Origin of the sequence: Bacillus sp. LK2, from assembly GCF_001043575.1 — a bacterium.
Lineage (GTDB): Bacteria > Bacillota > Bacilli > Bacillales > Bacillaceae_G > Bacillus_A > Bacillus_A paramycoides.
Window position 1 is genome coordinate 1 of the sequence record NZ_LDUK01000052.1, and the last position, 23,246, is coordinate 23,246.

Sequence of the window (23,246 nt, forward strand, 5' to 3'; positions counted from 1 at the left end):
CCGAAAAGATGGGTATTTAGACATCGGCGGAAATAGATGGTTAAAAGAAGAGCATTTTAATGTTCGATGAGAATAAAGGGTTAGAGCTACTCGTATGAGTGGCTCTTTATTTTGGAATCGGGGCATGACCGAAAATAAAAAATAGCAGTTTTTTCCTGTGAATTAAGTTGTTTTCGTGTCTCGATTCGAGAATAAAAGGAGTGGCTCAGTGATTAGTTTGTTTAAAGACTTCATAAACACTGAAGCTATTCTTTATAAAGATATTAGAAAACACGTATTCAAGTCACCAAAGAAAAAGAGTGAAACAGACAAGCTAGGAGGAAACATGGACAGGAAACAAATTTTCATCGATGTGTTACTACATAAGGGTATTTACAAGGAAGAAGATACAGGGCGTCAGCTTTATGAAATGAGTGAGCAGGAACTTTGGAACCTAATAAAAGGAGCGTACCAATTCAATGATGTTGATACACTGGAAGAAGCTGAACAGTATCCAACTAAAGCTCATGCAGATTACGTTAGTATGTGGAATGCAGATATGTCTGAGACGTTCCAAACAATTGAGATATAACTTAATAAAATCTTTATTGGAATAAAAGAAACCCCGATTGTCTGCGGGGCTTCTAAGGGTAATCGTCAAGTAATGACGTACTCGACTAATTAACCATATCATGAATTTTTTGGTAAAAATACTGGTAAATGTGTCCAAATGAATAGGACTTTATTTTGAACAAAAACGCTATTTTAGTAGAAAACATTTAAAAGGACCCACATTGAGGGGGTGGGCCCTTTTAAAAAAACAAAGCATATAGAGATTAACTATATATTACCAAAAATGGAGCGAATTATCTATGTGTTAGTTGTTGAGAAAGATTTTAATAAAAACTACATTTGGCACAACAAAGTAGCCAGCTTAATTAGCTAACTACTTGTTGTACAAAAGAAAATTAGGCCCTACAAGTTAGGATGTGTAACTTTAAAGTTAAAGTTATAGTGTAAACCGGATTGAAAATGTTATACGGAAGTAAATCTAATAAAAAATTCATTTTGAAGAAAAGGGGAATGGATATGAAATACTTTGAGTTTGATAAACATGAATATTATGCGTTGATTGCAGCAGAGGATGCAGATAAAGCGGTTGGTATATATGTAGAAAATGTTGTTGGTGATAGTGTAGAGCAAATAAAAGAAGAGGGAATTCCTTCAGAAATAACAAGAGAACAAGCGTTAGAGATATTTACAAACACGCTTAATGCAATATGTCCAACTGAGAAAAAGTACAAGTGGGAAGAGGAATTTAATGAGTATAAAGATGATCCTATATTGATTGACAGTGCGCTAATGTAAAAAAGCAGCTAGCAAAAGCTAACTGCTCGGTTCTCCAAGGGGGAACAAGGAGAAAGTCTAATGTCATATACAGTATTGACGGAATATTGGGTTTTATTCAGGGGGTACTCAAAGATTTTTATTTCAACTTAATCCATATCCTACAAACAAAATAATGGCCAAAAACACAGATAATGAAAATGTTAGTAGGACTGTTACTATGCTTCTTAGCATCGCTTTCCAATTGTTTATCTTAGAGAATCCTATCATGCCAATAAAAAAGGTTCCTATTGTTAAGACAAGTAAAATAAATAAAGGATGAAAATATACTGTATTCATAATAGATTCATTCATTTTAGGTGACCATACTTCAAGATATAAAAAGAATAAACCTATACAAATGAATGAAAAAATAAAGGACCATAAGTTTATAGTGTGTTTCATGTTTACTCCTTTGTTATTAAACTGTTTTTTATTTAATTCTAATAGAAAATAAAGGAAAAAGAAATGAAATATGAATTGTAAGGATATTTTCAACAAAATAATCCTTTTAATAGAAAGTGAGGTTAATAGAATAAATGATTAAATTCACAGTACTAGGAGAGCCAGTAGCACAAGGAAGACCAAGAGCAGGTATTCGTAACGGAAAGATTAATATGAGGGATCCAATAAAATCAAGATACTTCAAGCAGTACGTTGGATTAGTGGCTTCACAGTATGCACCAGAGAAATTATTAGAAGGGCCATTACAACTCGAGGTGAAGGTGTACAAGCCTTCTCTCAAGTCCTTCTCTAAAAAGAAAGCATTGGCAGCAGAAGAAGGATTGTTAAGGCCTACGACAAAGCCTGACGTTGATAATTACGTGAAAGGCGTGAAGGATGCACTCAACAAAGTCATATGGAATGATGACAGTCAGATTGTGGATCTAAAGGTGAGCAAATGGTATTCGGAAAAACCACGTGTTGAAGTAACTGTAAAGGAGCTGAACGGATGACAAAGACAAAAATTTACGTTTGGGACCGTATTGAGGGTAATGACAGAGTTATAGATGTATATTTTTCTAGACCAGTTAAGTTTAGTTATACCGATTGGATTTAATGGATAGCGGAACCATGACTAACAGTGTGGTGGGGGCTGTATTGTAGTCATCGTTCCCTTATTCAACAATGAGATAGTAAAATTTCACGTACCTTATGTGAGATTAAAAAGACAAATTCAGAAATAGGGGGATTCCGACTTGGGACAAAGACAATTAGTTACTGGAGATAAAATTCTAGATGAAGTGATTAAGGCGTTGCAAGATTACCGTGTTCTTAAAGTTAAATTTCATAATCTACAAGAAAGAGCAGCGTTTGGAGCGGAATTGTTATTTCCTGAATTAAGAGATTGTAGTAATGACGTAAAATACCTTCGATATATTCAAATGAAAAGAGCGTTAGAAGAAGCGCTTGATGAAAATGAAAGGAAAATACTCGAAATGAAATATATGAACACTAAAAGCCTAAATGATGACTATATTTACGCGGTAATCGGAATAAAAAGGGCTACATTCTATAGAAAAAAGAAATCAGCTATAAATAATTTCGCTGATGCCATAAACATTATATAAATTGATACTTTTGGGCTACCATATCGGGCACCTTTTAACAACCGAATAAAAAGTACGATTATCTCATGAAGAAACGCTCTTTGAAAAGAAGATACGCTTCATGGGATAGCGTGCCCATTATAATAACGTTACTCGGTGACGCGGAGGCTAGAGGGGATAAGAGCTTCCCGAAATTATATATATTTTACTTCTCATTGAGTGTATAAGCATACCGCCTTTCGTTTGTATGCTCATAGGTAGTAAAACCACGCCTGTCATGTGGGTTTCTTGATTTCTATGTTAAAACTGGATCAGCATCAATTGGATATGATGGTTTGATTGAATGAACTGCATGTCATTAAAGAGGAAATAACTTAATTATATAAGGAGTTGCTCACGACAATAACTAATATAAGTCAGGTTGTTCTTCTTAAACGATTAAACGAGAAAATTCTTAGTCTTCTCCCAGTCACCGAACGTAAAGCGTGTAGCTAATAAGAGCTAGAAAATTATATGATGCGGTGGCTTGGAGAGGGTTGAGAGTACCTCACCTCAATCTTGAATTTAGAGAAACTCTTGCCATTTGTTTTCTCTTTTTCTCCCATCCCCTTGAAAGCTGTCACTTCGGTGATGGCTTTTTGTTTTGTAGGATATTCTTCTTTTCTGTCGAATAGATAGAGTGGGAGAGGAGGGGATAAAGTGACTGAGAAAAAAATAATTACAACTGCTGCAATTAGTGAAAAAGTTTATGTGCCAATTGAAGCAAGTGCAAAAATCGGCAATAGATTGGTAGATGAAACGTGGCACTGGGAAATCACTATAGCAGATGACAAAAATGACAACTATTACGGAATGGCTGTCGAAAGACAAAAAGGTGAAATGGTCCCTTGGAAAAAATTAGAGGGACAGAATCCTTTAGCTGAAATGAAAGAAATATGTAAAGAAAGAACAACGTTAAATTAGATTAGAAGAAAAAAAGCATCCATAACGGGTGCCTTTTTCTTTGTTATATAGAAATTATATAACAATGGGGAATGTAGACAAATCTAATATAATAAACTTAATACTGAGGCGGCTTATCAAGGAAATATTCAACGACACATTCATTTGATTCATTTTGTGTGGGCACTTTGGGGAGTGCTCTTTTTTCTTGCGAATCTACCATGTGTTGAAGGAGACCGTTGGATGTAGTAATGCTACAATCAAATATTTTGTGGAATATGGACAAACATCAAAACGTATATTTGTACAGATTGTTATTCCTACATGTTACTACCATTGAGAGCGCCTACTAGGGAAGGCGCTCTCTTTTTATTGAATAAAATGGACATTTGGTTAGGAGGATGAATGATGGAATTAACATTAGAAGGATTAGAACAGTGTTTTAATGAAGCAAATAAAGAAGGCTCCGAGTTTGTAGCGGTAGTTATACAAATGGAAGGGTATGATGAAAATGAAGTGATAATTAATCCTCATTATAATATCGTATCTAAATTAGAGTATTACAAGAAAACATATGATGAGAACTTATCGCATAAATTCGCCCAGGGAATTATTATTGTAGGGTTTACTCATGGTTATTCGTTCCTAAGCATACAGAGTAAGTTAGGCTTATTAGAAAAGTACAATGATTAAACCAATAGCAATTATCGTAGGCGCTGCCATGATCGGTTTAGTGTCTTATTTTATTTTGAAGAGGTCATGGCATGACGTGGTTAAGCTTCTTTATTGGATACTTCACTGGAACGCTTATTATCTTATTGGTGCTCTACTTTGGATATCGGATTAGCGAGGAGAACAAGGTAGATGAAGATTGGCATGAGAAGTCGGTGGAAAATGAAATGGAACAGTTGAAGGCGTTAAGAGATGATAAGGGGTGAGGGGATGACTATTATTATCGTAACTGGACTGCTATGTGTGACTTTCCTCAGTGCACTTTCTATTTGGACTGAAGCTAAGTCTTCTAACAAAACAAACGAACACAACGAACGAAAATAGAGATAATTAACACCAAAACGACACCACTTTATAAAACTAATAAAATCAGTGTTTTGAATGTATACTTTTGTTGGTGTTTTCTTCGGAAATGCGGAAAGTACCGTCGATTCAATGGAATCAGTGTTTTGAATGTAAACTAATATTTAAAAGTTTACATTAGATAATAGGAAAAAGAGCCTTATTAATTTAGGATTCTTTTTCTTTTCTAAGGATTCAGGGGTAGTGTCCCGAAAATGCGGATTAACAAAGATAAGACTTTAGAGACAAGTCATACAAGATATTAGAAAGCTTTATTTGAAATTAAGTTCCAATAGATTTATTTAAGTCATGTGATTGCATGGCTTTTTTGTTTTGTGTGTGGAACATGTAAATAATACAAAAGCAAAACCTAATGAATTAAAAATTTTGTATTTGATACGTAACATACGTTTCGATGTTTTCTCGTTTCGTTTTGATATACTTGGTTGAATTTTTTTTACACTAAGGAGGTAATACATTGTCTGGTATTAAAAGTGATTTAGGTAGGGCGCAACAGAAAGCGACCGCTTTAAAAAGTGCAACAGACATTTTGATTCAATCTTCTTCAATATCAAATGAGACAGATACACAAACAACGGTTGCTGGCAATACGAATGCACAAGAGGCGATTCAGATTGCACAAGAGACAGCTAAACAAGTCGCGCTTGCAATTGCTACCGCAGCAAACAATATACATAGTGTGGCAGGAAATTTTGAAGCACTAGACCAATTGGCGAGTCAAACTGGATTTAACCGAATGGGTAGGTTGAATTCATGACACAAACAGAATGGGAAAAGTTGCACCAAGAAGAACAAAAGCTCATAGAACAGGAAGAAGCAATTACAAAAGAGACAAGACAAATACAACAAGTAAAAGGTATGTATGATGACCACTTTAGGAACTCCCATCGTGTAATGGATCAACTGAGGCATCTATTTCATAAAAATGATGAACGTACTTTTTATGAAACGACAATGAGTGAATTTTCAAGGGAATCCAAAAAAATTATGAATTACGTAGACAAGGGAGAACGAGAGTTAAAGGCTCAATATAGAGCCGTTGAAAATAAGTTGAGCAATGTAGCATCTGAAAAAAGAAAAGCTTCCATGGCTGAGAAGGAGTGAAGATATGAGTATTAACATGTATGTTTCCTCCTCTCAGAGACAAGCATCGAGCGCAAGTAATATGTGTAAACAACAGATTCAAGGATATGAACAACTACAAAAAGCGATCAATGATATTTTACCATGAACAGTCCTTTTTTAACTGGACAAGCATATGACTCGGCAAAGAAATATTTTTCTTCGGTCTTATATCCTCTTGCACAAGCAGGTATACTTTTATCTGAAGCAGTGGAACGATCGGTTAAGAAATTTCCAGAAACGTATGTTGCTCAAGTAGATAGTGGTGATCTGATACAAGCAGAGTTAGAAATGAAAATTCGTGAAGTCAATTCATTGTTAGTACAGGCAGAGGGCATTCAACGCAATTTAATGTTGCTGAATGTACCACATCTTGATGGGATGAGAACAGCTCAATTATCAGCTAACTCAACGCTTATTCATATGTATGGTGGTGTTAAGAAAAAGTTAGAAGAAAAATTACAAAAGTTGATCGCCTTTAATTCGAGTTCTACTAGTATATTTTCAGAAATCGCCTCTTTACAGCAAGCCGTTAATCAAGGGTTAGCCCAAACAAAGACAGCATGGAATGCTTCAAGTGGTACTTTTACGATTCCAAGTCCAGAGTCATTAAGTTGGACAAAAGGAATTCAAGAGAAATGGCAGGATTATGTAGAACGCCATGAACCTAAGATAGAGGTACGAGTCCAAAAGATAGATGCTGGACATAGAGGGAAATTCACAAAATATGAAGTGTATGTCGATGGAATTCTTGACAAGGATAAAACGAACGAACTCATGTGGATGGTTACGAAGCAGTCTATGAAGCAGACAGGAATGGAATTAACGCATTTAGCGGGCGAATTTGTATTGGTTAATGACATTTATCGATTACTAATGGGTGAGGATTGGCTGTCGAAAGAAAAAAGTAACAGAATAGAAGCAGCGGGATGGCTAGGGTTAACGTTATTACCATTTAGTAAGTTGACGAATATAGTAAAAGAATTAAAAGCAGGAAATAAACTCTTGAAAGGCGTAGGTCTTACTGCAGAAGAATTAAAAATATTAAATGATGCAGGATATTTTGACAAAGCTATCAAAGTCGAAAATGTTGAGAAAACTAGTAGGGTTAAAGGGACGGATGAAGTTAATAAAGCAGCAAGCAGAACTGTCATGGATTTTAGAAAGGTAAATATTCAAACCAATAAGATTGGAGAAACTTTAGCTACTAGAAAGGAAATTCGAGCATATAAAAAGGAATGGGGAGAATTAGGTATAAAGGTTAATATAGATAAAAAGGGGGCAATTCTTCCAGCAAATGTAGAAGCAGCATTTGACTTTGTTAATGGGAATATATTTCTAAAGAAAAAACCATCCGTCATAAATATGCATCATGAGGGTTTTCATGCAGAGCAGTGGCTGGATATAGGGAAAGAGCAATATGTGAATCTTAGTAGGTTGGAAAGAGAAGAATATGTATTTGAACAAGTAATAAAAAATAAACATTTATTTGATAAAGCTTCTATTGATCATTCAATAGACTATATTGAAAGATTAAGATTGAAATATAAATAAAGGGAGAAATTTATATGTCTTTAGATAAGTATAAAAATATGTCTGATGAAGAGTTTAAGCAATTGTCTACTGAAGAATTTCAAAATTATGTTAAATTAAAGCGAGAAGATTTTGCAAGACATTATAGGAAAATAAATGAAATTACTGTAGATGTGATGTTAAAACCTCAGGAAGCAATAGAAATTGCTAAGCGATATCATAAGGAACATAAATTAGATGGAGCAGTTAATGAAGATATCAACCATCTTTTCTTTGATGAGGCTTATACATTTAAAATTGATAAAGAAAATAGAAATAACGATGATATAAGACCAGCATGGAGAATATTAGTAGATTTACCGGAAAATCGTTTTCTTCTGGAGGACTATACACTGATTGTGTCTGATAGGGATAAAAAGGTGATGGGTATGCTTGATCCAAATGGACATCCAGTATTTAAAGGTAATGAATTTACAGATCAAGATATCGAATATATTATGAGTGATAAAGATTCAGAAGGTTAATTAAGCTAATAACTTAGCGGATAGTTTTATAATAGGGGTCGCCACATGCCCATCAAGCTAAAATTTGATAGTACCCCCAGAATGAAAATTCTATTCATTATTAACTACTAATAACGAGAATTATGTGAAATATGCCCTTTTTATAAAAACTATTAAGGTAAGAGTTTTATTTTCGAGTATATTATAGCATTTGTTTAATGGTATAATATGGTTTATATTCTGTGGACTGGAGTTGAATGAGTGAGTAATATAAATACAAAAGGTAAAGTTAAAAAAACAAAAAGAAAAGTATTAATAACCATACTTTCTATGTTAGTAATTATAATTGGATTTGGATATTGGAATTTTTTTAGTTTGCAAGGTGTTCCAAAAGGTGAATTAATTCGAACAGTGAAATCTCCAGATGGAAAATATCTCATTAAGACTTATTTTCATAATGCGGGATCATTAAGCGCGGATGCTGTTAGGGGTGAAGTAGTTAACCTTGATACAGATTCAAAGAAAAATATATATTGGAACTATCCAGATACGGATCCATATATTGAATGGGTAAATAAGAATAGTGTTAGAATTGGAGATCAAACTTTAGATATTTCACAGAAAGAAACCTATGATTGGCGTGATGATGATAAGCACGTTAAAGAAATGCCTAAACAATTTATTAAATAAAACAAGAAAAATTAGATTTATTCAATCTTATTTGTTTAACTATAGATAGGATTATGTGAATGAAAAGTCTCTTTAGAAGATCTAAAGGGACTTTTTTAGGTTTCTAGATACGACTGCTGATAATGTTGCGTTATGTTAACCTCAAATGTATAGGGTATGCATTATTTCTTGTTCAACTAACGAGCAGTTTAGTTGAATAGTGTTGTTTAACTTGTGTTCAACAATCGGGCCATTTTATGGAATAGCACCCAATAAGAAATAATTGGATATTCATGCTGAAATCTAATTAGGTTTGTGAAGTAATGTATCTAAACTAACATGAAAATAAACTTCTGTAATTAAAGGAAAAAGGCAAAACTAAAATAGACGCAGCTCATTCAATTTTTTTTAAAAGAAAGCGTCTAATTCATTGATCAATTATTATAGTTGACTAGATTAAGAAGCTTCAGGTTCTTGCGACGTAACTGTGTATCCAAGACTTTGTAATCTTCGGAATGAATGTCGAATAATTGATTGCTGTCTCTGTTTGTCAAACTAGTCTTCGGCTAAATCTACATACATTTAATGTGAAAGAACATCAAAAACCTCATCAACCAAAGCTTGAAAGAAAAATGGTATCTTTTCAGATTATTGGCGAAAAAGAACTGACGTTTTAGCAGGGGAGTGTCTTAATTAAACATTGGGTGATGTGCTATCCCTCATGGGGTTGTTTGACAGGACTGTTCCAATATGTGTTACTATTTAGTTGTTCCATCAATAATTACTAAAATAAGGTAAAATGTGTAGGGATGGAGAGACTAGCGATAAGTTTAGTATCTGAAAAAACTAATTTTACTGGTCAGTGAAGGGGGATCTGTATTCAATATGTTAAAAGATGATATTATTTTGGATAAGCTGCAGCAATTTGTTTCTGGGGAATCTATTCAACGCCAAAGTATGAAGACTAGCCTTGCTGATTTTATACTGTCATCTGGTGAAACGTCGAAAGCTGCAAATTGGATAGTTAACTATATTGAGAGCTTATGTCATGACAAGCATGATAAGGGTGTTTACACCCAAATGAACAACCCTGAATTAATTGCTGATTTATTAGAAGTGGCTTATGAAAGTCTGAGTAGGGACGCTGATCTGCAACCATACGTTACGCAAATCGCACGATTATTGTATATTGACAAAAAGGAACGAGATACATTAGATTCTGAACGATATGTTCAGTACCGGGCAGCTGTGATGTTGGATGAATTAATTTCCTTAAACGTTTCGTTGCCACCGGAAGTAGTAGAGCTGGTGTTATCGGATTATTATAGAAAGGATATACCGACAAAAGAGTTCATTTGCCGTATATGGTGGAGATTGGCTGAAAGAGGCATTAATATATCCAATCATATAAGTTCACTTGTCATCAATATTGATAACCACGAATCTTCTACTCTCACTAATAATAGTATACTAGCTTTATGGGCATGCATTCGCAGGGGATTCTTTGATACACCTATCCCTGATAGTAATCTAACTTACCACGTATGGCTTTGGCATATGACTACAAGCTGTGTTGGTAAACTGAAGAAAAGATACGAGGAACCTACCCGCTCAGTGGCGGTCGGCTGTCTTCTTGAAACTGCAAGGATATACCCGGAGGCTCAATCTTTGATTCTAGAGTGCATGGATAAATGGGGAATTGCAGAACCAAAGCGTCCACGTAGTGATTTTCAACGAGATTTAAAAGAGCTTTTTTCACGTTGCGAAAATCATCCAGGCATAAATTGTTTACCAGAGAATTATGTTATTACTAAAAGAGGAATTCATATAACGTAAGGATCGTACGAATCAAGTTAGGTTATTTTGAAAAAGTAATTGATAATAAAATAATGATAAAAAGATGTGATTTTTTTGCTTAATAAATGTATTATACCTTAATTCATTCTTTAGGTTGTTATTTATGAGTGCTAGTAATTTTTGATCATAATAGTAACATTTGGTTACAAGTGAACCTTTTTATTTGTACTAACGGGGACTTTAGCAAATAATAGAGTAACTATTTTGGAATTCTTTAATATTCAACAATCGGGCGCGTTTGTTGAATAAGCGTCTCTGTTCTTATTAAACTAACGGAGTGCTTTAATTGAGTAAGAAACTAAAACCTTTTAGCTTCCGCTTTCGATAATTATGTAAATAAGCTGTCCATATGGGCAGCTTATTGTATTTTTTGCTTAGCGTGGGTTTTTTCCAAAAGGCTGACGGTACCCCTATATGCAATTATGCATATATACATTTATTATTCCAATATCAATAAAATTCAATATATAATTAAGGTGTTTTTAACGAATTTATAAGGAGATGCGAGTATGAAGAAAGTCATAGGACTTATAGTAACATTATTTTTATTATTTTCTACCTATGCACCAACGTTTACAGAAGCAGCCGAAGTTTTAAATAAGGTGGGCTGGGTCAAAGAAAATGAGAATTGGTATTTTTACGAAAAAGATGGCAGTAAAAGAACAGAAACAATCAGGGGCACAGCCGAGATACGTGTGAAAATAGGTCATAGGCTTACTTTTATTTCCAGATAAAACTTGTGAAGATTATAAATATTGTTTCGTCTATTTTTATTAAGTAATTTGTCTATTATGGGTCAACCCTAATCATTCATTTGTTAGCTACTGAAAATACTTCGTTTCAATTGTATAATTAGGGTGTATGATAATAAGTTTAAAAATTATAGAGAAAACCCTGATTTGATTATGTTAGGAAATAAAAGTAAGCCTGGGACTCAAAATTACATGTATCTCGGCTGTATCCCTATAAAGGGTTTCTTTGCCCATCCCCTCGAAAAGGGGGAATAGCAAAAAAAGTTTTAAAAAATGCTGAAAAACAAAGTTTTTTGCCTCTTTGGCCTCACCATACCATTTCGGGAAAATTGTGTCTAAACGTACAATTTTCTTTTTTTGATATGGTGACCCCATGCCCATCAACTTAAGATTTTAAAGTAGCCCCTAAACGAAAATTTTATTATTTTACAGTTATTTATGAGAATTCAACTCGTTTTTTTCGGTTTGGGGAACAGCCCACTTCTTAAGTCGACGGGCATGTATGGTGAAGTCTATTGTATAAATTGGTCAAAAACTGACCTTCCTCAGTTTCTTTAATTCAATACATATGTTTTTTGTCATAGGAATATATGTTATAAATTTCACTTAGTCTAAGAACATCATAACATTCTAAATAGTATGGAGCGTGTATTATAATGAAAAAGATTTTATTATCGTTTATAACATTAGGAATGCTTATAGGATGTGAAAAATCTGATTCGTGTGATGAAGCAAGAGCTATCTACTCTGGAAATTGTAATTCTGCTAATACACTGACAAACGACAAAGCTGAATTACAATTAGATTCCAAATAGTTGCTTTGGTTCTGGTGCAAAGTTTGAAAAAACACAAACCAGTTTACAAAATATAGTTATAGTTTAAGCGGTTCTGAATAATTTCTGCGGATTTGGCAAAACGTCGCTTGATATGCCTATGGTCTTGTTCGATGAACTGAAATTCCTCGTTCTTTCATTATCTCAGATACATCACGATAGCTTAAAGAAAAACGACAGTAATAGCCAACGGCTACCAAAATAATATCTTTCTTGAATTGTTTTCCATTAAAATATCTCATGTATCATGCTCCTCGAGTCATTTTCCCTACAGTTTAACTTCAGTTAAAAAACTTTGCAACAGAACCTTTTAAACCATATAAAAAAGATAATTTAACAGTTGACTACAGCAGTACTTTATTAATTTCAAAATTGGCGCCCGTGTTTTACTTACAACATGAATTTTCAGTTGACTGTCCTGATGATACGTTACTCATGTCCACTTTAGATGGAGATAACACACAGGCCTATACGATTCAACAATTGGAATTCGAACAACAAGTCATTCAATCTTTAACATCGAAAAATTATACAGGACTATCCTATGCAGAAGTAAATGAGGTTGTTATGGATCTCAAATTCCCAGAGGGTGTAACTTTCTTTGGCCCTAAGGTGACTGTAGAATATGCTCTTTTTCATGACGCTTTAGATATTTGTCCAGATTAATGAAATTTTAAATTGCAACTAATAATTAGTTAGTTTAAATAGTAAAAAGTCGTAGGTAATGGTTCCTACGACTTTTATCATTGAATTTTTTTCCAGAGTGGCCCCTCATACCCAGAATCGTTTCCGTGCCCCTTATAGATAGTAAATATAAACAAGCAAAATAAAAACCCTTCATTTGCTTAACAGCAAACAAAGGGCTTAGTTAATGAGTGACTGAAGAAGAAGGAAATCTAGTCCATTTCCTTCTTTATTTATTGTAACATAAAAGGAAAAGCACAAACAAAGGAGAATTCCCATGAAAGAAATTGATAAATACATGACACCATCTGAAGCAGCTTTTTATTGGGGGATTCCTCGTGAGACAATTAAGAATAAATATAGCCCCTCTCTAATGAACGAGAAGCAAATAAATGATTTAGAGCGCATGCTACAAGAAGGTTTAGTGAAGTATTTTTTGCATCCTGAAGGGAAGCGTAAGGAATGGATTATAAGCCGACAGGCAATGTATGAATGGTTTGGAGAACCAAAAGACAAGTAGGAAAGGGGGATAATAATGCAAGAGGAAACATTTTCTCTCTGGGGAGGATTTAAGAGTGCATTTCGTTTGATTATTTGGTTTTGGATCGTTATGTTTTTGCTATTTGGTGAAAGCTTGTTACAATAGAATCAAGTCGAAAGTCTAAATACCCTTAGGTAGCTCTCATAGGTGTAAGATCTATGTGGGCTTTTTCATTACAGTATACAATAATTTCACGTACCTTAATAATTAATAAAAGATAAAACACCACGTTAATAGCATGCAAGATTTTATACAGTTTTTCGGCTAATCCAGTAACAAACGAGAACCCTAAAACCGCGCCAAGATAGAAATGTATAAAAAGATGCATAGAATCATAGAAAGAGAACAAGGCGGATTTGGCCGAGATTTCTCCCAAAGAGAAGCAATAGCACCTTGCTCTATAGCCTCTTCCACATAATCATGACCATTTTTTAACCTAACAATTGGGATAAATAAATTACCAGATCTTATCGCTTTTGAATTAATAGAAACTCCTGTAATTTCCTTTCCTTTGTTCAAGTCATAAACTTCAACTTTTTCTGTAATACCAGTGTGATATTTGATAAGAAACTTTTCCGTAAAGCAAGATAATGTAATATAATGTAATATGTATGTCCCATTATTTAGAAATTGAAAGGAGCCATTGTAATGATTATTTGGAGAGGTAAAGGAATGTTAGTAGCCTTAGCATTTATTTTAGGGTTTATGATAAATGCAATGCTTTTTAGTTTTTTGCAAGTGAACACGGAAGATAAACTTGGATTTATTTTGCAAGGAATATTTTCGACTATCTCTATAGCGATGATTAATTATTTTTTCACTAAAAAGTTTATATCTGATAGTGTACGAACATTCGTCGATGAAAAAACTGGAGAAAGAGTTCAAATAAAAGATAAATCTTCATTATTTTTCATTCCAAATAAGTATTGGACTTGGATTATTCTAGTTTTAGGTGTTGTAATTATTATTAATGTTAGTGCGCAATTATCATAATTTTTTTATTATATAAGGGATCACCTATCATTTTAAAATCAGGGTTTTTCATATTAACTACTTTTAATAATTTAAATTACTTATATTCATAAATTGATTTTATTTAAAATAAAATTTTTATTTATAGGGGATCAGTGTAGATTATTTAAAAATTTGCATACGAAATAAACCCTAATTAATATAGGTATTACTACCATAATGGGTATTGTATGAAAAAAATATTTTATGAAAGCAAGTGAAGAAAAATGAATAATAAATTAATTCAACGTAAATGGGCATTAGTTGTAGCAATTTTGTTTACAATATCATCTATTAAGCATCTAGCAGGAGGAGATATTAAGGTCGATCCTTATGGAATAGGAGAGTTATTGGCAGATTTTTTAATCCCAATATTTTTTTATGTTTTGGCATTTAAAAAGAAGAAAGAAAAATAAACGTCGATGCTATAAAAACACAAAATTTCCATTTAGGGGTTACTTTAAAATCTTAGCTTGATGGGTATGGGGTACCGCCAGCATTTTGGAAAATAACCACGCTAAGAGTATACAAGATTTTATACAGTTTTTTCGCTAATCCTGTAACAAACAAGAACCCTAGAACCGCGCCAGGATAGGAATGTATAAAAAATGAATAGATTCATAGAAAAAGAAAAAGGCGGATTCCTTGTAAGATTAGGGGTCCGTCTTTTTCTTGCTACCAATAATGAGACGTTATGTTAACCTTACATGAATATCTTATACAACCAAAATTTCGCAATACATCCTTTCTTCTGAATGATACAATAAGGAAAAAGATGGGGGTTTATCATGAATTAAAAAAGGAGAAGGTGATTGATCTTTTATGATTTCTATTTCGATATTACATAACAATTTGGATCACATTAACGGATTTATTGTTGATGGTCATGCGAATTATTCCTCTTATGGTGAAGATATTGTTTGTGCTAGTGTTTCAACAATAACAATTGGTACAGTGAATGCTATAGAAAGGTTTTGCCAAGTAAAAATGCAAACAGAGGTACGCGATGGATATTTAAAAGCAATAATACCCATTGATAGAAATGACAAAAAAGGATTTTCTAAGTCTGGTCATGATATACAATTATTATTACAGTCTATGGCATATACGCTTCGAGATTTAGAGAAAACGTATGCGAAACATATACGTATTACTACAAAAAATATATAACTGAAGAACTTCCAATAACGATAATTATGTAAATGAGCTGTCCAAATGGATGGCTTATTTTTTGCTTAGCGTGGTTTTTTTCCAAAATGCTGGCGGTACCCCAAGTAGATTTCGGCGATTCAGTGTGAAATGTTTAAAACGACAAAAAACTTGGAAGTAAGCAAATTATCAATTGGTATTCTACAGATTTCTTTTGGAGTGGTTTCAGCTGAAGTTACAAAATAGAAAACAGGAAAGTTCGCAAAAAATATAATAATCAAACTATTATGGAAATATTGATAGTGTGAAGCTTATAATTGAACTGGGTGATTAAAAGTGACTATACAAAATGAAAAGATAATTGATACCTGTGATAACCGCAGACTATTAAATAAATATTCACGTAACAGTATTCCAAGCGTAATCTTCATAGCAGGGTTAGGCGATAGCTATGAGACATGGAAAAAAGTCCAAGACCGAATATCGCAAAAAACATCAACCTTTTCCTATAACAGGTCGAGTATTGGCAGGAGTCAAGTCGCATCAGTCCCGATGACCTGCTATGATCTAGTCGAGGAGCTCAACGAATTGTTGCTAGCGCTTGAAGTGGAGAAGCCCTATATATTGGTGGGACATTCTTTTGGTGGTTTGGTCGCTAGATTATATACCAGCCTTTATCCAATGAACATCTGCGGTATGGTTTTGGTTGACGCTGCACCGGAATATAAAGAACTTGCCTATGAAAAGGTTCTACCCGAAAATTTGCTTGCAAGAAATAGGGAATATTACGAGAATCCTATGTTGAATAGTGAGAAGATTGATAAAATACAAAGCTATAAGCAAATTGTTGATCATTCAAAGCAAAGTAACCTCCCTCTCGCAATTATTACAAGAGGTTTACTTGACAATATTGAAGAGGGATGGCCATCTCAAGAAATATTGGAAATTGAGCAAAGACTCCAAGCAGAATTCCAATGGCTATCAACATCAAGCAAGTACCGAATTGCTAGTCGAAGTGGACATTATATTCATCATGATGAGCCAGAAGTTGTTATAGAGGAAATTATGTTAATGTTGAAAGAGATGGAGAAATGAGCGATACAAGGACTAAATTGATGCTAGATTTGCAAAGAATTGAGAAGGATGAGTATCAGTTAAAGGATTAGAAGCGCTGTCCCAAAAGCGATGGGAAATTGGCTGAGGGATTTTGCCCCTTTTTATGTCAAGAAAAACAAAAAGAAATCATCCTTTGGTAAAATGGTAGTACCACCCACCACGCACAAAAAGAGAGGCAATGGCTGCAATTAAAGTAGTTTTTTCTCATTGAACTAAGAGCAGTATTTCTGTAAAGATTGTGAAAAAATGAACTTCAACTAACGCATGCTTTAATTAAACAAGAAACTCAAAACTTTTAACTTCCGAGAACGATAATTATGTAAATAAGCTGTCCGTATGGACAGCTTATTTTATTTTTTGCTTAGCGTGGATTTTTTCCAAAATGCTAGTGGTACCCCGTTTTGGATAGATTTCTTGCAAAGTATGTGTCCAGAGATAATAAAGTTGTTTAATTTACAATAAATTCGTTTAAAACATAATAAAGTTATTTAAAAAATGCTGGTCATGTTATTCAACAATTGAGCCATTTAATTGAATAAGACTACACAAAAAGTCGCTTTCCCTTACGTAAGGAAAGTGACTTTTTAGCTTGATTTCCCCCTTGTTATCAAGCGATTTATTTTAAGTTCCTTTGACTAATTTCGAAAATGTTGTTGACTATTCAGTTGAACTGTATTACGTTATTATTAAGTTGAACTATATAGTCGAACTGAATAGAGGGTGAGGATATGAAACATAAATTATTACCGTTGTCTGAAACCATGCATTATATTTTATTAGCTATGCGTGAGCCACTCCATGGCTATGCCGTAATGCAGAAGATAGAAAAGATAAGTAACGGTACTGTTATTTTAGCAGCTGGTACATTATACGGTGCGATTGAAAACTTGAATAAGCATGGTTGGATTGAATCTGTTGGAGAGTCAGGTCGGAGAAAAGTTTATATGATAACTGCGGAAGGAAGTGCCATTTTGAAAATGGAGCAAAATAGGCTATTACATATTTTATCCCTGTACGAAGGAAGTGAATCGAATGAAGAAAGCTAAGATATTTTTTGATATCGAAAAAGAGGAGCAATGGCTGAATGAGCAATTACAAAAAGGCTATCGTTGTACAAATATTAGTGGATTAGGAATATACACTTTCGAAAAAACCGACAAGAGATATGTGATGCGACTGGATTATCAAGATTATTTGTCAAAGAAAAAGTTTAAAGATTACAGAGGGATATATGAAGATTTCGGTTGGAACTATATAAAGGGGCCCTGGCTTAGTGGAACTCGATATTGGCAAAAAGAAGATGATGATCAAAATGAAATCTTCTCGGATCGCCAATCAAAGAGCAATTATTATAAAAGATTGATGGGTTATTCATCTGGTATTGGTATACTGTTATTGCCTTATTTTCATATGCTTTACAAGAATTCAGGTGTATATTTAACTGAAGGTCTTTGGAGTATGAAAGGTGCATTGTTTTGGAAAGCATTATTATTTGAAACTCCATTTGTCCTTTTGAGGTTGCTTCCAGCCCTTATGCTTGTTTTCGTTGGTATCAGCTTCTATAAAACTTATCAAAAGTATTCAATGTTAAAAGAAAAATAAACGTTTTTTAAATTTTCCAGAATCGCGCGCTATTGTTGAATAAACCTTAGATTTCCAAACGACTTTATTGTTATATTTTTGAGTACAGTGAAGTATCTTATATCGAAAATTAAATAACTATATTTTAACCCCGTCCTAAATTTAGTATGGGGTTATGCTTGTTTTAGGTATTAAAGTTAAATAACTTTATTGTCTTTATACAGTATGTACCTAGAGCCGTATTTCAATTTAAATGTGTTACGATAGTAATATATTCGTTTTGCTAGTAAAAGGAGATGAGTGTCGATGAAAAACCACATAAAAGTAAATGGGAAAATCCTTCAAACAAATAAAAAATGGTCACATCTCAAGCAAAAACAAAAAGAACATATTTCTAATTGGTTACGTAGAGAATATACACAGTTTGTAAAAACACATCATAGGAAACCTAAAAAGTATGAACATGATGAGATTCTTCATGAAGTGATGAATCAAATACAGGAACGTGAAATTTGGATTCCTTATGGTGAAGTAAAAAAATATTATCTAAGCAAAATAGGAAGATGGTTTAGAAAAATAGAAAGTGAATGGGAATCACAAATATCCAACAGTGAAAAGCAACAGGTATTAGAAGAAAAATAAATCCAAACAAACCAGGGGGCACATTTCATGTTTAATTTACAAGAAGATATGTATGAACAATTGAAAGAGAAAAAAGGGGAAGTTACTGTATTTTTAAAGAATGGCGTTCCAGTGCGTGGGCAGATCCTTGCAACAGATAAATTTACCGTCCTAATGATGATTCATGGTAAACAACAACTAATCTACAAACAAGCAATCTCTACACTTGCTATGTAATACATACTGGACTTATGTAAATATTTCTCAATATCATATTATTACTATATAAACTATAATATAAGTAATTCTTTTTATTATTTATATTTTGTTATTTCCTGTTGCAGAATCCTTGTCTTGTTATAAGGATTCTCTTTTTTGTATTACGAATCTACAAATGAAAAAGATAAGATCGGAGAGTATGATCTTATCTTTAGCATAAGGGAAAAACAAATGACAGGAATCATCTTATTTTTATAATATTATGTTTTTTGTCAGTTTTCTATATAAAAACCATATATTACATAAATATCTATATTGAGAAATTTATTACAAAACAAACTATAAATGATCAAAAACTCCAATGTAAACTTTTACCCAAAAGTTTACTTTCATTATAAAATCATTTCAAAAGAAATGTAGAATTTCTATAGTGACAGTTATTTAGGATTTGATTAACGAAATCTCCGTTTTTATTATTCTTCTCTTGGTTCTGGTGCGAATATTTAAATGTAGAAGAGGTAAAAGTTCCTGATGGAAAAGTACTTGTCATGGGAGATAATCGTTTTAATAGTACAGATAACCATAACGGACTAGGATATATTGATGTTTCAGATATCGTGGGAAAGTCTCAACTTCTTTATTATCCTTTGGACAGGATTAAAATTGTTAAATAAAAATTATTTATACAAACTAATCCCTTATCTATAATAGATAAGGGATTAGTTTAATTTGGTTGTATGGTATAAACAAAATTGAGTGTCATGATATAGGATAACATGAATATTTATGTGTTTTTTAAATTTTATTTATTCTAAACAAACAAAAAGAACTAGTATGATACTACATATAGGGGTCACCTTACATGCCCATCAACTTAAGCTCAAAAATAAGATAAACTTGCATTTACATAAATGAAGAAATTCTTAAAATGTGTGTTTTCTTTAAAAATAAGCATACGAAATAAACCCTAACGGGTTTCATTTTTTTACTTATGCAGCTTTCTTTTGCTTTCTCAATCCACTATATTCATAGATAACACCCATGATATCAAAGACAGTCTTCTTCTCATATCGATGAGATTTCCGCCCATTTTTCTGTAGAAGGTAGAACAAGCGAATCAGAAGATTTGTTATCTCTTGGGGTTCTTTTTGTATGGCTTGATATAAGAGAAATAGATGATCTTGTATCATCCCTATCGCTTTATATTCACTTAATTCTTTTTTCTTCTTTTGTAAAAGAAGTTGGCGCATTTTAAACATTGTAGAGGAACATAGGAAAATAGCGATTAGCTTTCCATATAGTTGGCACTCTAATCGCTCCTGTTTTACATTACGATAATGGTCTATTTTAAAGAGTGATTTCCACGTTTTAAAGACAATCTCTATTTGCCAACGTAAAGTATATAACTCATGTACCTGTTCCATCGGAACCCATTCCCAAGGTGTATTCGTCACGTACACGTTTAATCCCGCTATCATTTTACTTTTCTCTGAATACGTTCTATTTTTAGATTTTTCTTTTTCCGCGATCTTCGCTCGTCGTTTTTGGAGTTGTTTTTCTGTTAATCGATTAAAAATAACGCGTGTAAACAGTTGTTGTTTATCACCAATATAAGCATTTTCTAATTCAAATGTTTCTCCAGGCTGTAGTTGTTTCAAAATCTGTTTCACATCAATTTGTATGTATTCCGATTGTTTCTTAATTGTACCGTTTTTAAAGTATTCTGGGTTTGGATTTTTCACATATACATTCGTGTTTAATTTCAAACGAGAAATATAGTATGTACCTCGTTGATCCATTTGATCTAAGTCCTCCAATGAAAAGTAACCCAAATCGCGAATACATAACTCTCCTGGTCGTAAGGTATCCAAGCACTCCGTACCAAATGTTTTGTCATTATTTTTGCCGGGTCCCACTTGAAAATTAAGAAATTGCCCGCCATGTAAATCATATTCTAATTGAATTTTGATGCCCGCTGTTTGGGCGCATCCTCCAGAGCCTGGATATATATTCTCTAAAGCATTTGGCACTTGAAATACGGTGGCATCTAGGATACGGATTCGCTCAAAATAAGAGAAAAGTTGGTTAGGGATTTGTGTTTGTTCACATATTTTTTGTTGTAGCAGTAAAGAAAAAATATGTTGTAAAAACAAAACTGCTTTAACATTTAAACGTTTATTTAAGCCCTCAGGGCTGAGTAAAGTACCAGTAGCTGCATGAAGCCTGCTACATAATCGAACTAAGGGATCACTTGCCACCCGTTGACTAATCCAGATACAAATGGTAGCTAAGTCTGATCCAGAAAACTTACGTTTTCGTTTTATAAATCCAATTTCTCTTGCAAGTTCTTCTAAGAATACAGGTGTAACATATCGTTGTAATTCTTTTGCAAATGGTAGTAGTTCATCTTGAATCGATAGGTTCATAAGAAAACGTCATCCTTTCTTTATATTTCTACAAAAAGTTTACTTCTTTTATTTTGATTAAGAGATTAAATCATTACTTTATAAGAATTAATTATAAATATAGATAATTAAGTTGTAATTTACTATGTTGAAGTGATGCACTTAAAATGAAAGTAAGCATTGTATAAGGGGTAATTATATGAGTAATAAGTTGAAATATTTATTAGGGGTTAGCATTACCGGATTTGGGGATGGGATTCAACAAATTGCTTTGCTATGGTATATTTTTCATTTAACAGGACAATCAACTTCTATCGGATTAATGATTGCTATTTATTATATACCAAGTGTCATTTTAACACCTTTTGTGTCAGTTTATGTAGATCATCATAATTCTAAAAATATTGTTGTTCTAACAGATAGTATTCGATTTGTACTTGTTTTAATCATGGCAATTCTTGTTTTCATAAAATTTGAATCGGTATTTATTTTTTACATTATGCAATTCTTATTAGCAGTTTGCTACACCGTTTACAAACCTGCATCTTCTGCATTTATTAAGGAAGCATTCTGTAATCATGATATACCATTTGTCATATCAAAAGCATCTTCATTAAATGAAGCAGCATTAATAGTGGGAACTGGTATATCTGGGTTATTTCTAGTTAAATTTTCTTTAGCTACTAGTTTCTTTATTAATTCTGTAACATTTTTAGTTGCGGCTATTTTCTTTTCTTCCATAAAAAGAATGAACCCTAAAAAAATAAAAAATACAAGAATATCCTACCTCGCAGAATTAATATCAGGATGGCATTTTATTAACCAAACAGAAGGAATGAAATACTTACTGTTTTTATCCATTTTGAATAGCATTAGTATACAAATGACAACAACTTTATTATTACCTCTTGCAGAACAGTTTGAAGGAGGTAGCGGACTCTACTCAATATTTGAGATAGCATTTTCGGTAGGAGGAATTATAGCAGGTTTTATTGCTATCTATTTTTTAAAAAAGTTTAAACATAAAGTTATTTTTATTACGATGATGGGTATGGCAACTTCTTCTTTTTTATTATATTTGAATGACTATAAAACAACGGCCGTTATTTGTATATTTATAATGGGGCTATTTACCATGTCGCACTTGATTATTGTGCAAACGTTAATACAGTTGAATACTACAACAGAATATATTGGCAGGGTAATAGGCTTAAGAACGATTCTAGCATCATTTGTTAAGAGATCATCTGCTCTATTGACTGGTATTTTAATAACTCGTATGGGAGTGAATAATATTTTGCTTTTATTTTCAATCCTAATATTGGCTAGCTTTATTACGATTGGAAATATGAAAAAACAAATGTATTAAATATATCTGGAAGATTAATCAGAGATGCTGTCACAAAGGGGTCCAGCTACATCGTCATAAAGCTAAAAGAACGAGTTATCCCAAAACAATAAAAACGAGCAAAATGCACAAAATTTACGTTCTGGGGGTATTATGAGATCTTAAGTTGATGGACATGGGGTACCGCCAGCATTCGTTAATTATCTTAACTCCAAAGTGACAATCATTGTTAAATCAATGGTTGTCACTTTGTTTACATGTATTCAATGTAGTTTTAAGTTGTTTAATTAACTCTGTTCGAGGAAAATTTATACTAATCCGGCTTTATAAACCAAAAACTAGTCAATAAC

At 33.1% G+C, this 23,246-nt stretch carries 28 protein-coding genes and 4 pseudogenes; 28 read left to right on the forward strand and 4 right to left on the reverse strand.

The window, feature by feature from the left end:
* Positions 1 to 325: 325 nt before the first annotated feature.
* Together VK90_RS29285 and VK90_RS24105 are read left to right on the forward strand one after the other, a co-directional pair.
* Positions 326 to 445: pseudogene (locus VK90_RS29285) on the forward strand (Fur-regulated basic protein FbpA); the annotation flags it as partial.
* A gap of 623 nt (positions 446 to 1,068) precedes the next feature.
* Positions 1,069 to 1,347: a hypothetical protein gene (locus VK90_RS24105; protein ID WP_048375800.1), complete on the forward strand. Its 279-nt coding sequence runs from the start codon at positions 1,069 to 1,071 to the stop codon at positions 1,345 to 1,347.
* A gap of 123 nt (positions 1,348 to 1,470) precedes the next feature.
* Here the strand turns inward: VK90_RS24105 and VK90_RS30870 are convergent, their stop codons facing one another.
* Positions 1,471 to 1,770, reverse strand: coding sequence for a hypothetical protein (locus tag VK90_RS30870; protein ID WP_048375805.1), 300 nt, complete (start codon positions 1,768 to 1,770; stop codon positions 1,471 to 1,473).
* Between the two features lie 134 nt (positions 1,771 to 1,904).
* Here VK90_RS30870 and VK90_RS24115 point away from each other — a divergent pair, with 134 nt between their 5' ends.
* From VK90_RS24115 to VK90_RS30380, 14 genes are all read left to right on the forward strand, one after another.
* On the forward strand, positions 1,905 to 2,321 hold the full coding sequence (locus VK90_RS24115) for a RusA family crossover junction endodeoxyribonuclease (protein WP_048375806.1): 417 nt from the start codon (positions 1,905 to 1,907) through the stop codon (positions 2,319 to 2,321).
* A 243-nt stretch (positions 2,322 to 2,564) separates the two neighbouring features.
* Entirely contained in the window at positions 2,565 to 2,936 is a 372-nt protein-coding gene (locus tag VK90_RS24120; protein WP_048375807.1) for a DUF1492 domain-containing protein, read from the forward strand.
* A 678-nt stretch (positions 2,937 to 3,614) separates the two neighbouring features.
* Positions 3,615 to 3,878: a hypothetical protein gene (locus VK90_RS24125; protein ID WP_048375808.1), complete on the forward strand. Its 264-nt coding sequence runs from the start codon at positions 3,615 to 3,617 to the stop codon at positions 3,876 to 3,878.
* 387 nt (positions 3,879 to 4,265) lie between these two features.
* Positions 4,266 to 4,550 (forward strand): hypothetical protein, encoded by a 285-nt coding sequence (locus VK90_RS24130; protein ID WP_048375809.1) that lies wholly within the window; start codon positions 4,266 to 4,268, stop codon positions 4,548 to 4,550.
* Positions 4,551 to 4,621: 71 nt separating this feature from the next.
* A complete protein-coding gene (locus tag VK90_RS30375) occupies positions 4,622 to 4,795 on the forward strand; it encodes a hypothetical protein (protein ID WP_197088228.1) in 174 nt (57 codons plus the stop codon).
* A gap of 614 nt (positions 4,796 to 5,409) precedes the next feature.
* Entirely contained in the window at positions 5,410 to 5,709 is a 300-nt protein-coding gene (locus tag VK90_RS24135) for a TIGR04197 family type VII secretion effector (protein ID WP_048375812.1), read from the forward strand.
* On the forward strand, positions 5,706 to 6,056 hold the full coding sequence (locus VK90_RS24140; protein ID WP_048375819.1) for a DUF3958 family protein: 351 nt from the start codon (positions 5,706 to 5,708) through the stop codon (positions 6,054 to 6,056). Before VK90_RS24135 ends, VK90_RS24140 begins: the two co-directional genes overlap by 4 nt.
* A gap of 4 nt (positions 6,057 to 6,060) precedes the next feature.
* The gene (locus VK90_RS31135) at positions 6,061 to 6,183 is read left to right on the forward strand and encodes a hypothetical protein (protein WP_269431828.1); all 123 of its coding nucleotides are present in this window, start codon (positions 6,061 to 6,063) and stop codon (positions 6,181 to 6,183) included.
* Complete coding sequence (locus VK90_RS29975; protein WP_156185476.1) at positions 6,180 to 7,628, forward strand: zincin-like metallopeptidase toxin domain-containing protein; 1,449 nt, start codon at positions 6,180 to 6,182, stop codon at positions 7,626 to 7,628. Before VK90_RS31135 ends, VK90_RS29975 begins: the two co-directional genes overlap by 4 nt.
* A 14-nt stretch (positions 7,629 to 7,642) precedes the next feature.
* The gene (locus VK90_RS24155; RefSeq protein ID WP_048375820.1) at positions 7,643 to 8,131 is read left to right on the forward strand and encodes a hypothetical protein; all 489 of its coding nucleotides are present in this window, start codon (positions 7,643 to 7,645) and stop codon (positions 8,129 to 8,131) included.
* Between the two features lie 240 nt (positions 8,132 to 8,371).
* On the forward strand, positions 8,372 to 8,800 hold the full coding sequence (locus VK90_RS24160) for a DUF5412 domain-containing protein (RefSeq protein WP_048375821.1): 429 nt from the start codon (positions 8,372 to 8,374) through the stop codon (positions 8,798 to 8,800).
* An 864-nt stretch (positions 8,801 to 9,664) separates the two neighbouring features.
* On the forward strand, positions 9,665 to 10,615 hold the full coding sequence (locus VK90_RS24165) for a hypothetical protein (RefSeq protein WP_048375822.1): 951 nt from the start codon (positions 9,665 to 9,667) through the stop codon (positions 10,613 to 10,615).
* Between the two features lie 530 nt (positions 10,616 to 11,145).
* Positions 11,146 to 11,370 carry a hypothetical protein gene (locus VK90_RS24170; protein ID WP_048375830.1) on the forward strand — a complete coding sequence of 75 codons (225 nt, stop codon included), beginning with the start codon at positions 11,146 to 11,148 and terminating at the stop codon, positions 11,368 to 11,370.
* A gap of 674 nt (positions 11,371 to 12,044) precedes the next feature.
* Positions 12,045 to 12,203: a hypothetical protein gene (locus VK90_RS30380; RefSeq protein WP_171903161.1), complete on the forward strand. Its 159-nt coding sequence runs from the start codon at positions 12,045 to 12,047 to the stop codon at positions 12,201 to 12,203.
* 125 nt (positions 12,204 to 12,328) lie between these two features.
* Here the strand turns inward: VK90_RS30380 and VK90_RS24180 are convergent.
* Positions 12,329 to 12,463: pseudogene (locus VK90_RS24180) on the reverse strand (IS6 family transposase); the annotation flags it as partial.
* Positions 12,464 to 12,530: 67 nt separating this feature from the next.
* Here VK90_RS24180 and VK90_RS31250 point away from each other — a divergent pair.
* A pseudogene (locus VK90_RS31250) lies at positions 12,531 to 12,887 on the forward strand (hypothetical protein); the annotation flags it as partial.
* Positions 12,888 to 13,182: 295 nt separating this feature from the next.
* Positions 13,183 to 13,425 (forward strand): hypothetical protein, encoded by a 243-nt coding sequence (locus VK90_RS24190; protein ID WP_002139963.1) that lies wholly within the window; start codon positions 13,183 to 13,185, stop codon positions 13,423 to 13,425.
* Positions 13,426 to 13,734: 309 nt separating this feature from the next.
* Here VK90_RS24190 and VK90_RS31475 read toward each other — a convergent pair whose 3' ends face one another.
* Entirely contained in the window at positions 13,735 to 13,965 is a 231-nt protein-coding gene (locus VK90_RS31475) for a Mur ligase domain-containing protein (protein ID WP_048375842.1), read from the reverse strand.
* A 129-nt stretch (positions 13,966 to 14,094) separates the two neighbouring features.
* Between VK90_RS31475 and VK90_RS24200 the strand changes: the two genes are divergently transcribed.
* From VK90_RS24200 to VK90_RS31480, 9 genes and pseudogenes are all read left to right on the forward strand, one after another.
* Positions 14,095 to 14,439 (forward strand): hypothetical protein, encoded by a 345-nt coding sequence (locus tag VK90_RS24200; RefSeq protein WP_048375843.1) that lies wholly within the window; start codon positions 14,095 to 14,097, stop codon positions 14,437 to 14,439.
* A gap of 245 nt (positions 14,440 to 14,684) precedes the next feature.
* Positions 14,685 to 14,873, forward strand: a complete 189-nt coding sequence (locus VK90_RS24205; protein ID WP_001060543.1) for a hypothetical protein — start codon at positions 14,685 to 14,687, stop codon at positions 14,871 to 14,873.
* 406 nt (positions 14,874 to 15,279) lie between these two features.
* On the forward strand, positions 15,280 to 15,627 hold the full coding sequence (locus tag VK90_RS24210; RefSeq protein WP_002162212.1) for a ribosomal-processing cysteine protease Prp: 348 nt from the start codon (positions 15,280 to 15,282) through the stop codon (positions 15,625 to 15,627).
* A gap of 315 nt (positions 15,628 to 15,942) precedes the next feature.
* Positions 15,943 to 16,701: an alpha/beta fold hydrolase gene (locus VK90_RS24215; RefSeq protein WP_048375847.1), complete on the forward strand. Its 759-nt coding sequence runs from the start codon at positions 15,943 to 15,945 to the stop codon at positions 16,699 to 16,701.
* 749 nt (positions 16,702 to 17,450) lie between these two features.
* A complete protein-coding gene (locus VK90_RS24220) occupies positions 17,451 to 17,768 on the forward strand; it encodes a PadR family transcriptional regulator (protein WP_000681020.1) in 318 nt (105 codons plus the stop codon).
* Complete coding sequence (locus VK90_RS24225; RefSeq protein WP_048375848.1) at positions 17,755 to 18,324, forward strand: DUF2812 domain-containing protein; 570 nt, start codon at positions 17,755 to 17,757, stop codon at positions 18,322 to 18,324. The genes VK90_RS24220 and VK90_RS24225 overlap by 14 nt, the downstream gene beginning before the upstream one ends.
* A gap of 285 nt (positions 18,325 to 18,609) precedes the next feature.
* Positions 18,610 to 18,945 carry a hypothetical protein gene (locus VK90_RS24230; RefSeq protein WP_000788509.1) on the forward strand — a complete coding sequence of 112 codons (336 nt, stop codon included), beginning with the start codon at positions 18,610 to 18,612 and terminating at the stop codon, positions 18,943 to 18,945.
* Positions 18,946 to 18,972: 27 nt separating this feature from the next.
* Positions 18,973 to 19,161 carry an RNA chaperone Hfq gene (gene hfq, locus VK90_RS24235; RefSeq protein WP_048375849.1) on the forward strand — a complete coding sequence of 63 codons (189 nt, stop codon included), beginning with the start codon at positions 18,973 to 18,975 and terminating at the stop codon, positions 19,159 to 19,161.
* Positions 19,162 to 19,670: 509 nt separating this feature from the next.
* Positions 19,671 to 19,817: pseudogene (locus tag VK90_RS31480) on the forward strand (S26 family signal peptidase); the annotation flags it as partial.
* 315 nt (positions 19,818 to 20,132) lie between these two features.
* Here the strand turns inward: VK90_RS31480 and VK90_RS24240 are convergent.
* A complete protein-coding gene (locus VK90_RS24240) occupies positions 20,133 to 21,569 on the reverse strand; it encodes an IS4 family transposase (protein WP_048375851.1) in 1,437 nt (478 codons plus the stop codon).
* Between the two features lie 178 nt (positions 21,570 to 21,747).
* Here VK90_RS24240 and VK90_RS24245 point away from each other — a divergent pair, with 178 nt between their 5' ends.
* Positions 21,748 to 22,917, forward strand: coding sequence for an MFS transporter (locus VK90_RS24245; RefSeq protein ID WP_048375853.1), 1,170 nt, complete (start codon positions 21,748 to 21,750; stop codon positions 22,915 to 22,917).
* The last annotated feature ends 329 nt before the right edge of the window (positions 22,918 to 23,246 follow it).